The following is a 16,512-nucleotide window of genomic DNA, read 5'->3' as shown; positions in this document are numbered from 1 at the left end:
CTGAAAGCGACGACAAGCTGCCCGAAAAGAGAGAATCATTTGTCATGGCAACATTAGAAATATTGACTATTCCGGATGAAAGACTGAGGCAGAAATGTGTCGAGGTTACCAATGTTGAGGCGATCCAGGGCCTTATTGATGACATGCTCGATACCATGTATAGCACTGATAATGGGATCGGTTTGGCCGCACCACAAGTTGGACGAAAAGAAGCGGTTATAATTATTGACATTTCAGCGACTCGGGATGAGCCCTTAATTCTGGTAAATCCCAAAATCGTTGAAAAAGATCGCAGTGTTATCGGGCAAGAAGGATGTTTATCTGTCCCAGGCTATTATGCTGATGTAGAACGATTCGAAAAGGTGAAAGTTGAAGCGTTGAACCGGCATGGAGAAACAATAACGGTAGAAAGTGAAGATTTCCTGGCTATTGTGATGCAACATGAAATTGATCACCTGCATGGAAAAATTTTTATTGATTATTTGTCACCACTGAAAAGGCAAATGGCGCTTAAAAAAATTAAAAAGTATAAAAATAACAAAGTATCTTAATCGACTTTAATTAAAGCCATCAAGGGGTGAAACTGAAACGCCAATGAATGTATACTCAATAGATTTCAAGTTGCAGCTCGGCGGCAAGTGAACGAATCCCCAGGAGCATAGATAACTATGTGACTGGGGTAAGTGAACGCAGCCAACAAAGCAGCAGCTTGAAAGATGAAGAGTATATTACTGGAATAAACTATTACATAACTAAATGGAATACATAGTATGAATGATAAACATTTGTCCGAATTCTTAGTTGAAGATAGTCTGCAAGATAAATATGCAATGGATTTTGGCGATGAAGCATTTAGTGAAAGAATGCTTTATGAACATTTATCGCAAGAACATGATTTTGCGAGTCGAAATAGGGCAGAAATTGGCACTCAGGTTGAATTTATTTATAACCAATATCTCAATGCAAATAGTCATGTTCTTGATTTGGCTTGTGGTCCAGGATTGTATTTATCAAAGTTAGCAAAATATGGGGTCCGCTCCCGGGGATATGATATTTCGCCAGCTTCTATTCGATATGCTCAGAAAAATGCCAGTGTATTGGAGGAATATGTTCACTGTGATCTTAATCAGTTTGAATGTAGTGAAAAATTTGATTTAGTCCTGATGCTGTTTGGTATTGCGAACAATATTGTTGATCTGAAAAAGTTGTTAAAAAAAGTCAAAAATAACCTGAAGCCGCAAGGAAAAATATTGTTGGAATTCATGAGCGTTCAGTTTATGAAGCAACTGGCTAATGATGATGGCAGTTGGGAATATTTTCCTCAAGGCGGTCTTTTGTCGAGTAGGCCACATTATAAGTTGTGTAAACGAATATGGCAGAATGATGAGAAGGTACTGATTGATCGCAATATGGTAATTGAAATGACGGGCAAGTCAAATATATATGAAGGCTATTTTAAAGGTTACGATATAGAGGATATTAACTGTTTACTTACCGAATTAGGTTTTGCTAGTGCTACGTTGGTAGGGCAGGATTTACCAAGGGGGGAATTAACAAGTCATTTCTTCTTTGTTGAATCATCTTTGCTAGTATAGTAATTGTTAATACCCCGTCAGCATTTCTGGATTTTTTATTATTATCTAATTGAAATAAAAAATTTATTTATACCCTGCATCTTTCAAGTTGCTGCTTTGTTGGCTGCTTTCACTCACCCCAGTCACAGAGTTATCTATGCTCCAGGGGGGCAGTTCAATTTCGGGGCTTTTGAGTGATTGGCGATAAATCATATTAGTGACCTGATTTACAGGAAGACGTGACTCATAGTCCGTGGTTTGATAAGTAACATAGTTCGATACTTATCGGATGAAAAAGCCTAATAATATAAAATCCCTTTTTGGACAAAGAGTTAGATATATCAGAATGGCATCTGGTATGTCTCAGGAAGCTTTCGCTGATAGATGTGGGCTTGATCGTACTTATATCAGCGGTATTGAACGTGGAGTTAGGAATCCCACGCTTGAAGTTATCAATGTGATTGCAAGTGGCTTGCAAATCGAACTGAAAGATCTGTTCGATTTTAGTTCCTCCCAGAAGATTTGATGTTGCTGCCATAGTAATCACTTTCTTACCGAATCGCATAAAACTGAAACAGCACATCCTGGCGATGCGCTGTTCTAATAATATATAGCCACTTACCTTATATATCTTGAAGGCCATATTTCGGTAGGATCGCGATCTAAAGCATCAGCGATAAGTTGTTGGCCTTTAGGCCAACGACGTTGCAGGGTGTTGGCAAGGGTTGATGATGCTAATCCTGCTTTCCTTGAAACTGCTGCTAACGATGTTCCCCGTTTTTTCAGCTCGGCTATAATGTCTGCTGGGTGCCAGTCCTGATTTTTCATCTTATTCCTCCACGTTACGGATAACTTTGATATGAAAAGATAAATCGTTACATAGTAGACTATACGTCACATATAATAACATAACTTACAGTAAAAAGTGACTCATAGTCCGTGGTCTGATAAGTAACATAATTCGATACTTATTAGATGAAAAAGCCAAATGCTATAAAATCCCTTTTTGGACAAAGAGTTAGGCATCTTAGACAATCGTCTGGGATGTCTCAGGAAGCTTTTGCCGATAAATGTGGAATTGACCGTACATATATCAGTGGAATTGAGCGAGGGATCAGGAATCCGACACTTGAAGTCATTAATATTATTGCAAGTGGTTTACAGATTGAGCTGACAGATCTGTTTGATTTCAGTACGGAATTAAAAAATTAAAACTCATTACCCTTTAGCAATTTTTTATTCTCCTTTTTGAATGAATACTTCAGTACCTCTGTTCCTAAGCTTTTTGTGGCAATTAAGTTAATTTTAATCGTGATTGCAAATTAATTATTGGATGATTTTATAAACATAGATAGGTTATTCAATTAATCGGTTATTAATATTAGGGAAAAGTAAAAATTACCCTTCTGATATTATATCCTCTGGAGGTATATGATTTATTTCATACACGGCTAATGGCGGGGATTGCGGAAATATTCCATGATTATTTAATGGGGTTTAAGTTTGCTACTCTGCGTGTTTCGGTGATCTCGAATGTGACAGTACAACCCTATGGTTTTGCTGATACTTTTGAGAAATTGGTACAACAATTGACTCAACTTGTGCGTTGACAATCGAGTATTCAATTTATCTACCGTCACGGGCCGATGTTTTTCATTGAGCCTGGTAAAAAAACGGTGTTATCCAAACTTATGCCTTCTTTGCTAGCTCGTTGTTCCAGTTATGAAATAATTCTCTGAGGGTAAAAAGATGATCAATATTATAAAGCGTGCTTCTATACCAATAATTAACTCGGTATTTAAAGACGGTGTGGAGCATATGATTGGGGCGGTACAGCCATTGGCTCAGCATCCTCAATATCAGGATTTTGTAAAAAATCAGCAGCCATTAAGTATCAGTTTCGCAGAGCTAGCTCCAGGTGAGGTGCATAAACCGCACCAGCACAATGTTGCCAGCATGGTGATCATCACTTCAGGTAAAGCAACGCTTATTGGCGACACTACCGCTTTCGTAGAGAAAGGGGATGTAATATGTATCCCAGCAGGTGATAAACATGGGTTTCGCTGTGATAGAGGGGAAATTCTGTCTGCATTATCGATTCAATATGACGCTGATGGGCTCTTTAGTGAAAAGCACGCTAATATTAATTTCTCTGCATCAGAAACACCTCAGCAAGCATTATTAAACTTTAATGAGCAGTGTTGTGTAAAAGCGGAACAGACACTATTTTTCCAGATGTTCAAAGACGGTCGGATGAACGATGAGAGTAATTTAAATATATTTAAGAGCCACTTACGACAATGGTCGGAAATTTTCCAGTATATTATGTATGCGCGTCAGTCTATGGTCGTTGATAGTCGATATCATCCTTTATTCCTGGAACATTTCAAGGATGAATTAGGTCATGATGAATTATTACCGCCTAAGCGTGGTTGGGATGCACAAATTGATTCTTATGGTAATTGGTTCGTATTGAAAATGTTTCAGTTAGATAACTTAGAGAAGTTGATTATTGTCCATTTGGTCTTGGAGAAATGCGCTGATATGTTCCACCTGCTAGCCAGTTCACAGATTAGTGAGCCAGGTGAATATATAGCAGCACATTCTACTTTAGACCACGGTCATTCGGCGTTAGGCAGTGAGTTTTATCAACATATTTCTCATGAGGAGAGTTTGGCGTTACAGCAGCTTTGTGCTCAAGCATGGGAAATTATGGTCTTGCTGTTAGAACGAATAGCGGTGTTAACCCTTAATGAGATCGAGCAAATGGGTTAACAGTGATTGGCAGGAACGATTAAGGAAATGTCATTGTGAGTAAATTATATAAAGGCATGAGTGAGGAAGCGTTCGAGAATGGTTATTTTTATGTAGCTGAACTCCGACAGTTTGCTAAGTCTTTGGGAATTACACCAAGTAATTTAAAAAAGCATGAGCTTGAGCTGCATGTTCGGTCACATCTGTTTGGTTATTCTGGCGATTTGCCTGTAGCTATTCCTAACAAAAGGGATCGTTCTGGTCGGGATTTACTCACCTTGAAAAGTTTGGTAATCAATTACGTCAGTGATAAACAAACGAAAAATTTCTTGTTAGAACAGGTGGGCCGTCGATATGGGCCATTACCGGATAAATCAGGACAATGGTATTGGTTAAATCATTGGCGTAAGATGCAAATTGCTAATGATAACAAAATTACCTATGGCGATTTAGTCGAGCATTTGGCTTCTTTGAGACAGCAGGAAGGGAGGCTTCCACAGATCCCCTCTGCTCGTTTGAATAATTTTATTAGCGATTTCATTGCTGATCCGGAAAATAAAGGTAAAGGGAAAAAACAGGCACTGAAAATATGGCAGGCACTAAAAGAAAAAAATTTACCTAAAACATATCTTGCTTATAAGAAAAATAAGGACTTACCAGATAACAAAGTTGAATTTTTTATTGATATTAAGGATTGAAATTAAATTGGTAGAATTTGTTATAATCCTTGGAGGGAGAATAAATTTCTCCCTCTGAATAATGCTATTAGATATTAATGATTTGCTGTGTGCCATTTCGTTCAATTTTTATTGTCAGTTTACCCGCAGGGGTTTCTGACAACTGATTACGAACGTAGGTTATGTCTTTAGGCAGGATTTTCTGGCCATTAATTTCTAGCACAATATCACCATTTTTCAAGCCAAATTTCTCAATATCTTTTGGTTCGTTATAAAAGACTTCTATTTTATTATTAAAATAGCGAACCATGATAGCTCGAAATAGTTTATTATCATAACGAGTAAAGTTTTTGGCGTTAAAACAGAGCAACATTTTATTTGGAATAAATAGATAGTCATCAAAACGCGAGAAGAAATTCAGCCCAAGACTATATAGATCCTGTTTATTTTCACTGACACGCAGACGCCCCACCGGCAGTTGCTGTAAATAAAAACCATCAATCAGGTACTCTTTGCTACTATCAAGCCCGCTGGCAGATGCATATTTGACGTTGATTCCTTCAGAAATTCTATCCTTATGCTCTTTCTTCAGATATTCAATAAATTCCTGAGAAGCATAGCTATGACTGGCTCCGGTATCTATATTAAAGATGACATTGGAAACCTGGATTGCAGGAGATCTATTGTAACTGTCACTGTAAGGTTCACACTGTTGATAATTTAGTATTGAAGGCGCATGTCGCCATACTGTCAGAGTATGATTCAGATTATTGATCTCCCAGCTCAACTGACGGAAAGTATCAATTCCAAGAATGCCATCTATCTTTTGACCAATCGACTGACTGAAGAGATTCATATCAAGACCAATCCAGGGATCGGAGCCAGGTACGGTGTAACTACCGATAGTAATAGCCAAGGGCTGCCATAATGTTAAGTCGGCTTTGTGTAATGTTCCACTGGTAGTAGTGACCCCCTCGGACAACATACGATGGAATGTAACTGGTATTTTTGATTCCGGTGTGGTTTGTGTCAGTGTTTTGGCCAGCTTATTATCAATGACGGTATAACTGGCACCAGTGTCCAACCAGAATTGATATTTTTTCCCGGAGATAGTGACAGGAATAATGAGTGCTGTAGGTTGATGGATATTCAGTTTGGTAGAGAGTACCGGCTTGTTTTCTTCAGTAATAGGGGTTTTTTTCATATGACTACAACCTGCTATCAGTGTCAGCAGACTTGCAGAGATAAACGCTCGGCAAGTTGTTTTTCCCTGTTTTTTCATAAGATTAGATTCCTTTTTGTTGTGTGGATACCCAATACATGATGCACTTGAAATAAATAGCGTAGTGGTACCACGCAGAATAGTAAGTGCCACCAGTACAGGTTAGCTGTATTTAGACTACTATTATCCACGTTTGAATAAAACCAAAGATAAACAATCACGCAATTATACTGATGGGTATTCAGTAACTGTTTAGTTACGGCTGCTGTATTGTGGGTTTAATGCTGCGATAATGGCGAAAATGATAGCTATCGATAAAATCGAGCGATAGAAATAATTAATAGTTATATTGGTTTGATAATTAATTGAAATAGATGTAACATTAAAATATAAATTAATAAAATACTTTTGGTTATATGGTGTGGGTTAAATATAACGATTTAAAATAAAATCCACGATAAATTATTACTATTTTAGTAGTAGGCGTGATGTGATGTTAATAAATAGTTATTGGATTTGTTTTTATCTGTGGAAATTATTTTCCTAGTAAATATCAGGATGATTTTAATATAAGAAGATAACACCTTTGTGTTAAAGGAATATATTGATTTTATGTCTATATCACTAAAACTCAGCATTGTCGCATCTGTCTATAATGGAGAACGGTTTTTACCGCAGTTTTTTGCTAATTTATCCCGACAAAATCTGACTGATTTTGAATTAATTTTGGTTGATGATGGTTCTACGGATAATAGTAACCAAATTCTGGCGAAATATGCCGGGAAATTTCTAAAAACAGAAATTATCACGCAGAAGAATCAAGGGGTTTCTATCGCCCGTAACACCGGTTTAGCGAGAGCAAGTGGGGATTATGTCGCTTTCCCTGATATTGATGATGTCATTTATCCGGGCATGTATAACCGGCTGTTAGAGATTGCTCGGAATAATGATCTGGATATTGCCACTTGCAATGGTCATTATATTTATGAGGACGGTCGACCAGCCCGAAAGATTTTCCCTTCTGATCGTCTCTCTTCTACCGCGGTGCTGAGTGGGCCAGAATGGTTGCAACGAGCACTGAATTCACGCAAATTCCTACATGTAACTTGGTTAAATGTTTATAAACGGGCTTTTCTAACAAAACATCATTATCAGTTTGAACCGGGGTTGCATCATCAGGATATTCCGTGGACGACAGAACTTCTGTTGACAGCAAGCCGTGTGCAATATATTGATGAATCCTTTTATGACTATCTGATTCATTCTTCCTCGGTATCTCATACTCCTGCCGATGATCGTATTAAGGTAAGAACCGCACACCACTATATGAAAATCCTGGAAATGCTGAATAATATTAATCAGCGTTATCCACAGCAAGTCAAACAGGTGCCAGCATGTCATTGGCAGATCGCGAAAGAAGGGCTGGGAATTTTGCATACGATTAATGAGATAGAATCTTCTGCTATGAAGCGACAAATTGTTCATGAATTGTTTGAGCGCGGTATTTGGTCAATGATTTGGAAAAATGCCCGCGGATTTAGATTACGTTGGCGTTTGGCTCGTCGGTATCTACGGCTTAGAGCAGCGCTGAAAGCCGTTTAATAGCTACGATGATTTTCCACCTTTAATTGCAGGTATCACTAATGTTTTTCAACGCATCTATAATCAGTTGCCAGAATTTCTGGTGATCGAGTTTTACCGCAACCTGAGTGTGGCAATCCTCTGGTAGTGGATAACGGAAATCCGCTACTGTCATGCCGACGGTTAAGGTGCCATTTAGTTCAATATTGACTGGTACTTTTTGCGTTGTCATCACCGTTGGATCGATCACATAGGCGACGGCGCAAGGGTCATGTACTGGTGCATAGTTGAAACCACGCCTTTTTTGATAGTTCTTGCCGTAAAAATCCAGCATTTCTATGACAAACCGAGAGATTTTGCTATTGATACGTGAAATCGTTTCTTTAACTTCTGGTGTGGCCTGTGCTTGATGTGTCAGATCCAGCCCAACCATGGTAAGAGGCCATTTTTCATTGAAAACAATGTGCGCGGCTTCTGGGTCAATTTTGATATTGAATTCTGCAACTGCACTTCGGTTACCGGTGTGATATCCACCGCCCATTAAGACGACTTCTTTTACTCGATCGACGATCTGCGGTGCTTTGCGAACAGCAAGAGCAATATTGGTCAGGCCGCCGGTAGGAACCAGTGTCACCGTTTTTGGTGGATGGGACATAATGGTATCAATGATCAAATCCGTCGCGTGGCGAGGATCAAGAGTCCGAGTGTGTTTCGGGAGTTTCGGGCCATCCAGACCAGATTCACCATGGATATCCGGTGCAGTTTCAATATTGCGTACCAATGGACGATGACAGCCAGCGGCAAAGGGAACACCAGTAATACCGGCAATATGCGCTATCGTCAGCGCATTGTGAGTGACTTTATCCAGAGTCTGATTACCGACAACCGTTGTGACGGCTAATAGCTCAATATCAGGATTGCCATGCGCCAGTAACATCGCAATCGCATCATCATGTCCCGGATCGCAATCAAGAATAATCTTTTTAGTGGTCATTATTCACTCCTTGCAGAGAAAACTATACGAAAAATCAGCATAATTCAGTTAAAACATCTATTCCGTGATGAAATCTTAAATTTGGGTTAGCGCTCTCATAAATGCTTAATAAAATGTCTGATAATTGTGATTTTATTAACATATAAACAACAATTGAGTTGTACATCCAACTTGAGTGTGATTCTTATAGTTTCGCTATGGAATAGGCGAACAATATCTGCTTCGGATTTATTGTTTATCTCTTAATAATTGCGAGGGCTGGAATGGATATTCATATGGATAGATTATCAATGGTGATTGAATCAGTGGCGACCCGCGAGTTTTATCCTAATTTACTTACCTGGCTGAAACAGTTTATTGCCTTTGATAACGCTATTGTCTATGCCTTCGGGCAAGGCGTTCCTCCACGTTGTTTGACTAAAGCCGAGAAGAAAAACAGCGATGTGGTGAACCAGCTTTATCAACAGGGAGCTTATCTGCAAGATCCTTTCTATCAAGCCCTGACAAATGGCGCTGAAACGGATCTGTTTACCCTGAGAGAACTTGCGCCAGTAGGGTTTTATCATACTGATTACTACCTTAATTTTTATAGTAAGACTGGCTGGCAGGATGAAGCTGGCGTTTTGTTGAAGCTCTCTCCCCAAAGACAGCTTGGCCTATTTTTTGGTAATGAAAATCGGCTGCTTTTAATACAAAAACAGCATAAGAAAAGCTTGCGAACTGTGCTGGAAATTATCCGCAGTGTGGCGCGATTACATGATGAGATGATGCTGCAAGCTCCTGCTGCTGAAATGGTTTGTCTGGATACTCAGATTCGTTATGCCTTGACGCCGAGAGAATGTGAGATTGTGGAGTTGATATTGCAAGGTAAAGGCTCTCCGCAGATTGCTGAGAAACTTTTTATCAGTACGGGAACTGTGAAAAATCATCGGAAAAATATTTATCAAAAACTGCAAATTAGATCACAAGCAGAGCTTTTTAACCTGTTCATGACACCGACCGCTCGTTATTTTGCCTGAGTCACAAATGTTAATACTGTGTTGCGAATGTCCCTAAAGGGACATGGTGATATGGCTGTGCGCTACAGATAATCCGGTGATTATGTCAGATGCTAATTGGGGTATCATATGAACAATGGTGTTGATTCATTAACTTATTACGCTGCGACTAAAAAATATGATCTTCGTTTTCCAACATTAAGGGAAGATCTGGATGTAGATGTCGTCATTATCGGTGGTGGATTTTCCGGTATTAATACTGCGCTGGAGCTGGCAGAAAAAGGTATCACTAATATTGCTATCTTAGAAGGTCGTTATCTTGGTTATGGAAGTACCGGTCGTAATGGTGGTCAGGTTATGGCGGGGATCGGTCACGATCTGGAAGTAATCAAGCGCCATATTGGTAATAAAGGGCTGGAAACGATCTTTAAGATCAGCAACCTGGGTGCAGGTATCATTCGTGATCGTATTGCTAAATATAATATTGATGCTGATCTTTGCCGTGGTTATAGCTACCTTGGCATGAATAATCGGCAAGAAAAGACGCTACGTAGCTGGCTAAAAGATTTTCAGGCGGTTTCTCCTGATGAAGATATTGAGCTTTACACCGGCTCTGATGTGAAAAAGGTGATCGGTTCTGATGCCTATACTTGCGCGTTGAAGCATATGGGAGCTGGACATGTTCATTCTCTGAACCTGTTGCTAGGTGAGGCAAAAGCGGCGACAGACTTTGGCGTCAAAATCTTTGAGAACAGCCAGGTGCTGAATGTTGAATATGGTTCCAGAGTAACGGTTCGTACTGCGATGGGATCGGTTCGTGCTAGTAAAATGCTGTGGGCTTGTAACGCCTTTCTGAATAGTGGCCTTGAGCCGTATATTTATAAAAAGGTGGTTAACACTTATGCCTTCCAGTTAATGACGGAAAAATTGTCGGATGATTTGATTGAGAAAGTCAGTCCGATTCGTGGCGCATACAGTGATATTCGCCCGGTGATTGATTACTTCCGGGTGACGAAGGAAAACCGTCTCTTGTTCGGTAGTGCAACTCCTTTCATTGAACATATCCCATCTGATTTGAAAGCCTGGAACCGCCATTTAATGCTGAAAGTTTTCCCTTATCTGAAAGATGTGAAGGTTGAACTGGCATGGGGAGGGCCGTTGTGTTGCAGCGCAAACTTATTCCCACAAATTGGTTCTTTGCCGCAGCACAATAATGTGTTTTTTGTGCAGGGGTATTCCGGTTTTGGGGTCACACCAAGTCATATCGTTTGTAAGGTACTGGCGGAAGGGATGTCAGAAGGATCTGAACGTTATGATCTGATGAGTTCAATTCCTCATGTGAATATTTTCGGCAAAGATAAGTTGCGACATTTGATGGTATCTGCGGGCAAGATTTGGCATCAAACGTCAGGGTACTGGAAAGGTCGTCGTTAACTTATTGATATCAATATTATTCATTGAACAATTTATACCCAATAAATTTCGAGTTGCAGCGCGGCGGCAAGTGAACGAATCCCCAGGAGCATAGATAACTATGTGACTGGGGTGAGTGAACGCAGCCAACAAAGCAGCAACTTGAAGGATGAAGGGTATATAAATTATTTTATTTGAAACGAGAACATCATGATTAAATCACTTTTACTGAATAAACCACTGCCTGAGCTGTTGGATATTGGTAGCGTAAGCAATTTGGGTTCTATTGTGTTGGAAGGTGATCCACAGGCAAGTGTTGCGATGGTATTTGGCGAACCGACGGATAACCTGACCTGCGGTATTTTCGCCTGTACTCGTGGCAAGTTTAGTATGGTGTACCCGTTTGATGAGCATGCAACCGTTTCGGAAGGTTCGGTGAAACTGACGGATGTGAAGAGTGGTGAAACTGTTGAATATCATCCGGGGGATTCCTGGTTTGCTGCGAAAGGAACTGAAGTGTTGTGGGAAGTGACCACCGACCGTTTTGTGAAGCATTATTTGGCTTGTATTAAAAGTTAAAAAGCATCTGTCTGACCAGAGGTAAATGATGAGTGATATCACCCTGTTACAACAAGTTACCGCCTTTCTGCAACGCAATCATGGTCATTATATTAATGGCCAGTCAGTGCATGGTCAGGAGAATCAAACGTTTTCTGTGGTGAACCCTGCGGTTGATGAAGTCATTGCAACTGTGAATCAAGGCGGTGAAACAGAAGTGAATGCTGCTATGCAAGCGGCACATACTGCCTTTCATGGTGTATGGGCGCAGACTTCCCCTATGGAGCGCGGTCATTGTCTGAATCGTCTGGCAGATCTGTTGCTAGCACATCGGGAAGAATTGGCGCAGTTGGAAAGCCTCTGCTCCGGTAAAACGATCCAGTTGTCCCGTATGCTGGAAATTGATTCTTCTGCTCAATTCCTGCGTTATTTTGCCGGATGGTCAAGTAAGATCAGCGGTGAAACCCTGAATGTTTCTTTGCCCTCTTTTAAGGGGGAACAATACACGGCGTTTACCCGGCGTGAGCCAATTGGTGTCGTGGTGGGTATTATTCCGTGGAATTTCTCTATTATGGTTGCCATCTGGAAAATGGCGGCTGCACTGACTTGTGGTTGTACCATTGTGCTGAAACCCAGCGAATACACCCCACTGACAATGCTCAGAGTGGCTGAATTAGCCAAAGAAGCGGGTATTCCTGATGGTGTGATTAATGTGATTAATGGTTCAGGTTCGGTGCTTGGCCCAGCACTGATAGGCCATCCATTGTGTGCCAAAGTGACGTTCACAGGGTCCGTACCAACAGGTATTACGGTTGGTAAGTCAGCGATGGAACAGGGATTAACTCGCGCCACGCTGGAGTTGGGAGGGAAAAACGGGGCGGCATTTTTGGCGGATATGCCCGTTGAAAAGATAGTTGATGGTGTTCTGGAAGCCGGTTATCTCAATCAGGGGCAGATTTGTGCTGCGGCTGAGCGTTTTTACATTCCTGCAAGTCATATGGATGAAGTGTTGAAATTGTTGTCTGAAAGACTTGCCGCAATGAAAATGGGTTCCCCACTGGATGAATCAACAGAAATGGGGCCTTTAGCCAATAAAGAGCACTATAACAAGATCTTGTCTCTATTTGAGCAAGCTCGTCAGGAAGGCAGCGAGATTGTGTATGGGGGGCATGCTCTGACTGGCCCGGGTTTCTTTGTGGCACCAACGGTTATTCGTGCTAACAGCGCTGAAGATTCCTTGATGAAGGAAGAGACATTTGGCCCTGTAGGAACTTTCTTCAGCTATAACGATGAAGAAGAGCTGATTGAGTTGATGAACAGCACCCCATTTGGTTTGGCAGCGAGTTTGTGGACCAATGATCTGAGCAAAGCGATGCGTATGATCCCGCGTATCGAAGCAGGGACTGTTTGGGTCAATATGCATACCTTTCTCGATCCTGCATTACCATTCGGTGGCGTGAAATCGTCAGGTATTGGCCGTGAATTCGGTAGTGCCTTTATTGAGCACTATACTGAATTGAAATCCGTTATGGTTCGTTATTGATTTGATATTCGGATCAAAAATAAGGAAGGCCTCTTGATTGAAAGGGGCCACGGTCAAAATTAAGCAGAACAGAAGTTAATGAGGTGTCCCAGATCCCTAATTTTGTTCAGTTTTATAAATATGATATAAAATACATAATTAATCATTTTTGGTTATTTATACAAGATCTCTACATTGGGTAAGGCGAATTTATTTAATAGATCTCTAATCGTTTAACTCATTAAAACGGGCTTCTGGCGAGAGTATTAGTATTATTTTGTGATAATAATTGCATTTCATTAAATTTACCCGGTATTAATTTGGCTAATCATCAAGACACCGTTGGGTTTTTGGGATATCTTTTTGCCCGGATATTCATCAAACAATATTATTGACTGTGTAACTTTATTGATATTTTTGAAGATGATGCCATTAAATCAATTTAATGGCATTTATCAATTAAAGTTGTCGGTGCATTCTGACTCTGTCAGCAACATCACTTAATGATTTAATAAGACAAAAGAAAAATGGACACTTGCCCCCGTTGTCGGTTCACTGAAGGCAGCATTACGTTGCCGGCAGGCTATCAGGAACAGACTGTAAACATCATCATTGCGCCTGATGCGCCGGCACTCAACATCTCGCGCGACCAGTTGGTTGAAGGCGAAGATCTCGCCCGTTATCTCACCCGCCAGAAAGATCTGCTGAAAAAGGGCCTGCGTGACTGGCAATTATTGGCAGAACAGCCCGCGACGCTGGGCGATAACCTGTTGCCAGGTATGATCCTCCACTCCCGTTATCGGCCTAAAAAGGGGCAGCAAGTCTGTCAATATCAGGCGGTCTTCCTGCTGGATGAGAAAAAGCACTGATTTTTACGCTGTCATCCCCGCAGGCGTTCTCTGATGTTCAGCGACAGTGGCTGGATGACTGCCTGAAAAGTTTCCAGTTCTAGGGAGGCACGATGCCAGAAGCCGCACGCGTGGGGGATACCATCGGGCATTCCAGTGCCATGGCCGGATTGATTGCCGGCACCGTCATCGGGTCATTAATTTCAGCTGCCGGAGGAATTTTATCCGGCGCTCTCTTTATCGCGGGATTGGCTGCATCCTGTATCGGGGTGGGCGTTTTGTTGATTGGCGCCGCGATCCACTAGGGCTGGCAGGGGGCCTGAACTTATATCAGTATGCCCCGAATCCGGTGACCTGGATCGATCCGTGGGGATGGAGTTTTCTTGAAATCGTCGGTGATGCGGCTCAAACAACTGGAAAGAAATTTCAAGGGGCTGAAATTTATAAATTTACAGGCAAAGTAAAAGTTGAAGGTGTAGCGTTTAAGAAAAATGATTATTTTTATTTAGATAATCTTCACAAAGATCACTACGAGACATTTTCATCATTGGATAAGTCCAAAGGAGTGTTCAATTTAGATGGTTCCTATAATGAGAAAAAATCAATTAAGGCGGCAAAAAGAAAAGGGCCAGGTTGCTGATATGAATGAGAATATTAAACTTCGCCTTCTAGAAAATAAGGATGATTTAATTGAGGGAACATTTTGTTATTCATTATTTGAAGAATCCATTTTTTACCCGAACTTGATGACGGAATTTATTGAAATTGCTGAGATTTTTTTAAGTTATGATAATGATCTTGAAATTAAAAAATTATTGAAATGGGTTATTGGTTGCGTTGAACAATGTTTTCTATCTCATCATGATGAGAATGATTATTACCATATAAAGAATTATTCAATAGATATAGAAAGTAAATGGAAAAATATATGGAAACCAAAACTTGATTATTTGCTTGATATAAATGGAAGTTGATTTAATACTTAATAAATAAAATTTTAAACCGGAAGATCTGCTATATCTTCCGGTCTTATTCATAATCTACCGTGGCGCATATCCACGGTAAGTCAGCGCCGACAGGAGTTTGTCGATATCTGATACGCTTCCTCGTCATTCACCGTACAGGCGCGTATCTCCGCCCAGTTGCGCGAGTGCCAGCGCTTCAATGTGGGTTAACTGAATATCCTGTAAATGTTCAATCTCCCGCAGTTGGGCAGTGTGTGCTGGTGCTTACAAATATCATCCTTAATCTGATATGCTCCCTTACTTGACTTTTATTTGAATAATCACTTTGATTGTACATGCAAAACCATCCATGAAAGACTTCTTATTTAAACTAGCTCAATCCGTTGCATTTTGAAAAGCTATTTAGCCATGTTATTTTTACATATAATTTATAAAATCTGCCAATTACAGGTGCCGAGTAATAAACCCACTGGAAACGAGTTCAGTACGATTGGTCACTTTAGTTTTGATAAAGATATTGCGCAAATGGGTTTTGACGGTAGACAGGGAAATATTGAGTACTTGAGCAATACGTTTGTTACTTGATCCAGCCCTTACCAAATTAATAATTTCCTGCTCTTTAGCTGTCAGAATAGTTGGTGTTTCAGGAAGTAAGTCTCTAGTGGCTAATTCAATTAATGGTAGGATAGTACTGAGGCGATTAAAATCTTTCGGTGTAAATAGAGTATTCCTTAATAAAGAAACGCCAGCAATAATGCGGCTGTGCTGGCGGATAAATATTTCTGCAATATCTTGTATGTTATTTGGCAGCATAAATTCATAGTAGTATTTATTATGTTTAGTCAGTGTACTTTGATCCATGCCAACCATATTAATATCATTTTGTTGAAAATTGACCGGTTTGAGTGGATCTAAATGTTGAAAATGTGTCAGATAATTCTTGTGTGTTTCGTCTGAAATACCATACAGAATGTAATTCTCAGGGCGTAATTTATCGTTCACTAGATAGAATGCTGCGGCTGAGATAGGAACTAAATGAGCAATAGTGTTCAGGCAACTGTAGATTAACGTATTTTCACGACTGGTTGAGGGTAAGGTAGACAAGAACGTTCTCCCTTAGAATAGTCTCTAATTGGGTAAGTTAATAGTGATGATTAATAAAAGGGTAATTAAAGTGCGGAATTAACACAAAATAAACATATTAATAACGTGACATAGATTACAATAAATAAAATTTTATAAGGTGATAGTTACTGATTAACAACTCTATTTTGGTACATTTCTGAAGTGATTTTTTAGTGTGTTAATGAGTTGTTATGTTTTTTTATTGTTTGATATTTAAGTGGTTATGTTTTTCATTCTCTATTTTCTGGTATTTTTTGCGATATTTTTTTCGCCATTAGTCT

Annotated in this window: 19 protein-coding genes and 1 pseudogene; 15 read left to right on the top strand and 5 right to left on the bottom strand. The window is 40.1% G+C overall.

The annotated features are described in order from the left end of the window. Positions 1-44 precede the first annotated feature (44 nt). Both def and BDD30_RS14855 read left to right on the top strand, forming a co-directional pair. Positions 45-551, top strand: a complete 507-nt coding sequence (def, locus tag BDD30_RS14860; protein WP_012776647.1) for a peptide deformylase — start codon at positions 45-47, stop codon at positions 549-551. Positions 552-770: 219 nt separating this feature from the next. Continuing rightward, a complete protein-coding gene (locus BDD30_RS14855; RefSeq protein WP_012776648.1) occupies positions 771-1,595 on the top strand; it encodes a class I SAM-dependent methyltransferase in 825 nt (274 codons plus the stop codon). Positions 1,596-1,658: 63 nt separating this feature from the next. On the opposite strand, the gene BDD30_RS24730 is transcribed toward BDD30_RS14855, so the two are convergent. Next, positions 1,659-1,787, bottom strand: a complete 129-nt coding sequence (locus BDD30_RS24730; RefSeq protein ID WP_282958041.1) for a hypothetical protein — start codon at positions 1,785-1,787, stop codon at positions 1,659-1,661. 76 nt (positions 1,788-1,863) lie between these two features. Here BDD30_RS24730 and xreR1 (BDD30_RS14850) point away from each other — a divergent pair, with 76 nt between their 5' ends. Next, positions 1,864-2,100, top strand: coding sequence for a cell morphology transcriptional regulator XreR1 (xreR1, locus tag BDD30_RS14850; protein WP_012776649.1), 237 nt, complete (start codon positions 1,864-1,866; stop codon positions 2,098-2,100). Positions 2,101-2,192: 92 nt separating this feature from the next. Here the strand turns inward: xreR1 (BDD30_RS14850) and xreR2 are convergent, their stop codons facing one another. Beyond that, entirely contained in the window at positions 2,193-2,402 is a 210-nt protein-coding gene (gene xreR2, locus BDD30_RS14845; RefSeq protein ID WP_012776650.1) for a cell morphology transcriptional regulator XreR2, read from the bottom strand. 147 nt (positions 2,403-2,549) lie between these two features. On the opposite strand from xreR2, the gene xreR1 (BDD30_RS14840) reads away from it, so the two are divergent. From xreR1 (BDD30_RS14840) to BDD30_RS14830, 3 genes are all read left to right on the top strand, one after another. After that, a complete protein-coding gene (gene xreR1 / locus BDD30_RS14840; RefSeq protein WP_012776651.1) occupies positions 2,550-2,786 on the top strand; it encodes a cell morphology transcriptional regulator XreR1 in 237 nt (78 codons plus the stop codon). 537 nt (positions 2,787-3,323) lie between these two features. Continuing rightward, positions 3,324-4,349 (top strand): cupin domain-containing protein, encoded by a 1,026-nt coding sequence (locus BDD30_RS14835; protein ID WP_012776653.1) that lies wholly within the window; start codon positions 3,324-3,326, stop codon positions 4,347-4,349. Between the two features lie 35 nt (positions 4,350-4,384). Then, on the top strand, positions 4,385-5,026 hold the full coding sequence (locus BDD30_RS14830) for a hypothetical protein (RefSeq protein WP_012776654.1): 642 nt from the start codon (positions 4,385-4,387) through the stop codon (positions 5,024-5,026). 67 nt (positions 5,027-5,093) lie between these two features. Here BDD30_RS14830 and BDD30_RS14825 read toward each other — a convergent pair whose 3' ends face one another. After that, a complete protein-coding gene (locus tag BDD30_RS14825; protein WP_012776655.1) occupies positions 5,094-6,287 on the bottom strand; it encodes an aspartyl protease family protein in 1,194 nt (397 codons plus the stop codon). A gap of 552 nt (positions 6,288-6,839) precedes the next feature. Between BDD30_RS14825 and BDD30_RS14820 the strand changes: the two genes are divergently transcribed. Then, entirely contained in the window at positions 6,840-7,829 is a 990-nt protein-coding gene (locus tag BDD30_RS14820; RefSeq protein ID WP_012776656.1) for a glycosyltransferase, read from the top strand. Between the two features lie 22 nt (positions 7,830-7,851). On the opposite strand, the gene uriH is transcribed toward BDD30_RS14820, so the two are convergent. Continuing rightward, the gene (gene uriH / locus BDD30_RS14815; RefSeq protein WP_012776657.1) at positions 7,852-8,802 is read right to left on the bottom strand and encodes a uridine-preferring nucleoside hydrolase UriH; all 951 of its coding nucleotides are present in this window, start codon (positions 8,800-8,802) and stop codon (positions 7,852-7,854) included. A gap of 263 nt (positions 8,803-9,065) precedes the next feature. On the opposite strand from uriH, the gene BDD30_RS14810 reads away from it, so the two are divergent. The 8 genes and pseudogenes from BDD30_RS14810 (at position 9,066) to BDD30_RS14770 (ending at position 15,115) form a co-directional block, all read left to right on the top strand. Next, positions 9,066-9,821 carry a response regulator transcription factor gene (locus tag BDD30_RS14810; RefSeq protein WP_012776658.1) on the top strand — a complete coding sequence of 252 codons (756 nt, stop codon included), beginning with the start codon at positions 9,066-9,068 and terminating at the stop codon, positions 9,819-9,821. A gap of 108 nt (positions 9,822-9,929) precedes the next feature. Next, a complete protein-coding gene (locus tag BDD30_RS14805; RefSeq protein WP_041381505.1) occupies positions 9,930-11,234 on the top strand; it encodes an NAD(P)/FAD-dependent oxidoreductase in 1,305 nt (434 codons plus the stop codon). 189 nt (positions 11,235-11,423) lie between these two features. Further along, on the top strand, positions 11,424-11,792 hold the full coding sequence (locus BDD30_RS14795) for a cupin domain-containing protein (RefSeq protein WP_012776660.1): 369 nt from the start codon (positions 11,424-11,426) through the stop codon (positions 11,790-11,792). A gap of 28 nt (positions 11,793-11,820) precedes the next feature. Then, positions 11,821-13,314 (top strand): aldehyde dehydrogenase family protein, encoded by a 1,494-nt coding sequence (locus BDD30_RS14790; protein ID WP_012776661.1) that lies wholly within the window; start codon positions 11,821-11,823, stop codon positions 13,312-13,314. Between the two features lie 506 nt (positions 13,315-13,820). Continuing rightward, the gene (locus BDD30_RS14785; RefSeq protein WP_012776662.1) at positions 13,821-14,162 is read left to right on the top strand and encodes a DcrB-related protein; all 342 of its coding nucleotides are present in this window, start codon (positions 13,821-13,823) and stop codon (positions 14,160-14,162) included. Positions 14,163-14,254: 92 nt separating this feature from the next. Continuing rightward, positions 14,255-14,440, top strand: a pseudogene (locus BDD30_RS14780) (hypothetical protein); the annotation flags it as partial. A gap of 50 nt (positions 14,441-14,490) precedes the next feature. Beyond that, positions 14,491-14,781 carry a hypothetical protein gene (locus BDD30_RS25080; RefSeq protein ID WP_012776664.1) on the top strand — a complete coding sequence of 97 codons (291 nt, stop codon included), beginning with the start codon at positions 14,491-14,493 and terminating at the stop codon, positions 14,779-14,781. 1 nt (position 14,782) lies between these two features. Continuing rightward, positions 14,783-15,115 (top strand): hypothetical protein, encoded by a 333-nt coding sequence (locus tag BDD30_RS14770; RefSeq protein ID WP_012776665.1) that lies wholly within the window; start codon positions 14,783-14,785, stop codon positions 15,113-15,115. Between the two features lie 435 nt (positions 15,116-15,550). Here the strand turns inward: BDD30_RS14770 and BDD30_RS14765 are convergent, their stop codons facing one another. Then, the gene (locus BDD30_RS14765) at positions 15,551-16,210 is read right to left on the bottom strand and encodes a response regulator transcription factor (RefSeq protein ID WP_012776666.1); all 660 of its coding nucleotides are present in this window, start codon (positions 16,208-16,210) and stop codon (positions 15,551-15,553) included. Positions 16,211-16,512 lie beyond the last annotated feature (302 nt).

This window comes from Photorhabdus asymbiotica (assembly GCF_003634575.1).
GTDB lineage: Bacteria > Pseudomonadota > Gammaproteobacteria > Enterobacterales > Enterobacteriaceae > Photorhabdus > Photorhabdus asymbiotica.
This window is presented reverse-complemented; position numbering and strand designations above follow the sequence as displayed.

Excerpts from the sequence above, each read along its gene's own strand:
- BDD30_RS14825 (WP_012776655.1), bottom strand. The coding sequence starts at position 6,287 with ATGAAAAAACAGGGAAAAACAACTTGCCGAGCGTTTATCTCTGCAAGT.
- BDD30_RS14835 (WP_012776653.1), top strand. The coding sequence starts at position 3,324 with ATGATCAATATTATAAAGCGTGCTTCTATACCAATAATTAACTCGGTA.
- BDD30_RS14795 (WP_012776660.1), top strand. The coding sequence starts at position 11,424 with ATGATTAAATCACTTTTACTGAATAAACCACTGCCTGAGCTGTTGGAT.
- xreR2 (WP_012776650.1), bottom strand. The coding sequence starts at position 2,402 with ATGAAAAATCAGGACTGGCACCCAGCAGACATTATAGCCGAGCTGAAA.
- BDD30_RS14805 (WP_041381505.1), top strand. The coding sequence starts at position 9,930 with ATGAACAATGGTGTTGATTCATTAACTTATTACGCTGCGACTAAAAAA.
- xreR1 (WP_012776651.1), top strand. The coding sequence starts at position 2,550 with ATGAAAAAGCCAAATGCTATAAAATCCCTTTTTGGACAAAGAGTTAGG.
- def (WP_012776647.1), top strand. The coding sequence starts at position 45 with ATGGCAACATTAGAAATATTGACTATTCCGGATGAAAGACTGAGGCAG.
- xreR1 (WP_012776649.1), top strand. The coding sequence starts at position 1,864 with ATGAAAAAGCCTAATAATATAAAATCCCTTTTTGGACAAAGAGTTAGA.
- BDD30_RS14790 (WP_012776661.1), top strand. The coding sequence starts at position 11,821 with ATGAGTGATATCACCCTGTTACAACAAGTTACCGCCTTTCTGCAACGC.
- BDD30_RS14855 (WP_012776648.1), top strand. The coding sequence starts at position 771 with ATGAATGATAAACATTTGTCCGAATTCTTAGTTGAAGATAGTCTGCAA.
- BDD30_RS14810 (WP_012776658.1), top strand. The coding sequence starts at position 9,066 with ATGGATATTCATATGGATAGATTATCAATGGTGATTGAATCAGTGGCG.
- BDD30_RS14785 (WP_012776662.1), top strand. The coding sequence starts at position 13,821 with ATGGACACTTGCCCCCGTTGTCGGTTCACTGAAGGCAGCATTACGTTG.
- BDD30_RS24730 (WP_282958041.1), bottom strand. The coding sequence starts at position 1,787 with ATGATTTATCGCCAATCACTCAAAAGCCCCGAAATTGAACTGCCCCCC.
- BDD30_RS14770 (WP_012776665.1), top strand. The coding sequence starts at position 14,783 with ATGAATGAGAATATTAAACTTCGCCTTCTAGAAAATAAGGATGATTTA.
- BDD30_RS14820 (WP_012776656.1), top strand. The coding sequence starts at position 6,840 with ATGTCTATATCACTAAAACTCAGCATTGTCGCATCTGTCTATAATGGA.
- uriH (WP_012776657.1), bottom strand. The coding sequence starts at position 8,802 with ATGACCACTAAAAAGATTATTCTTGATTGCGATCCGGGACATGATGAT.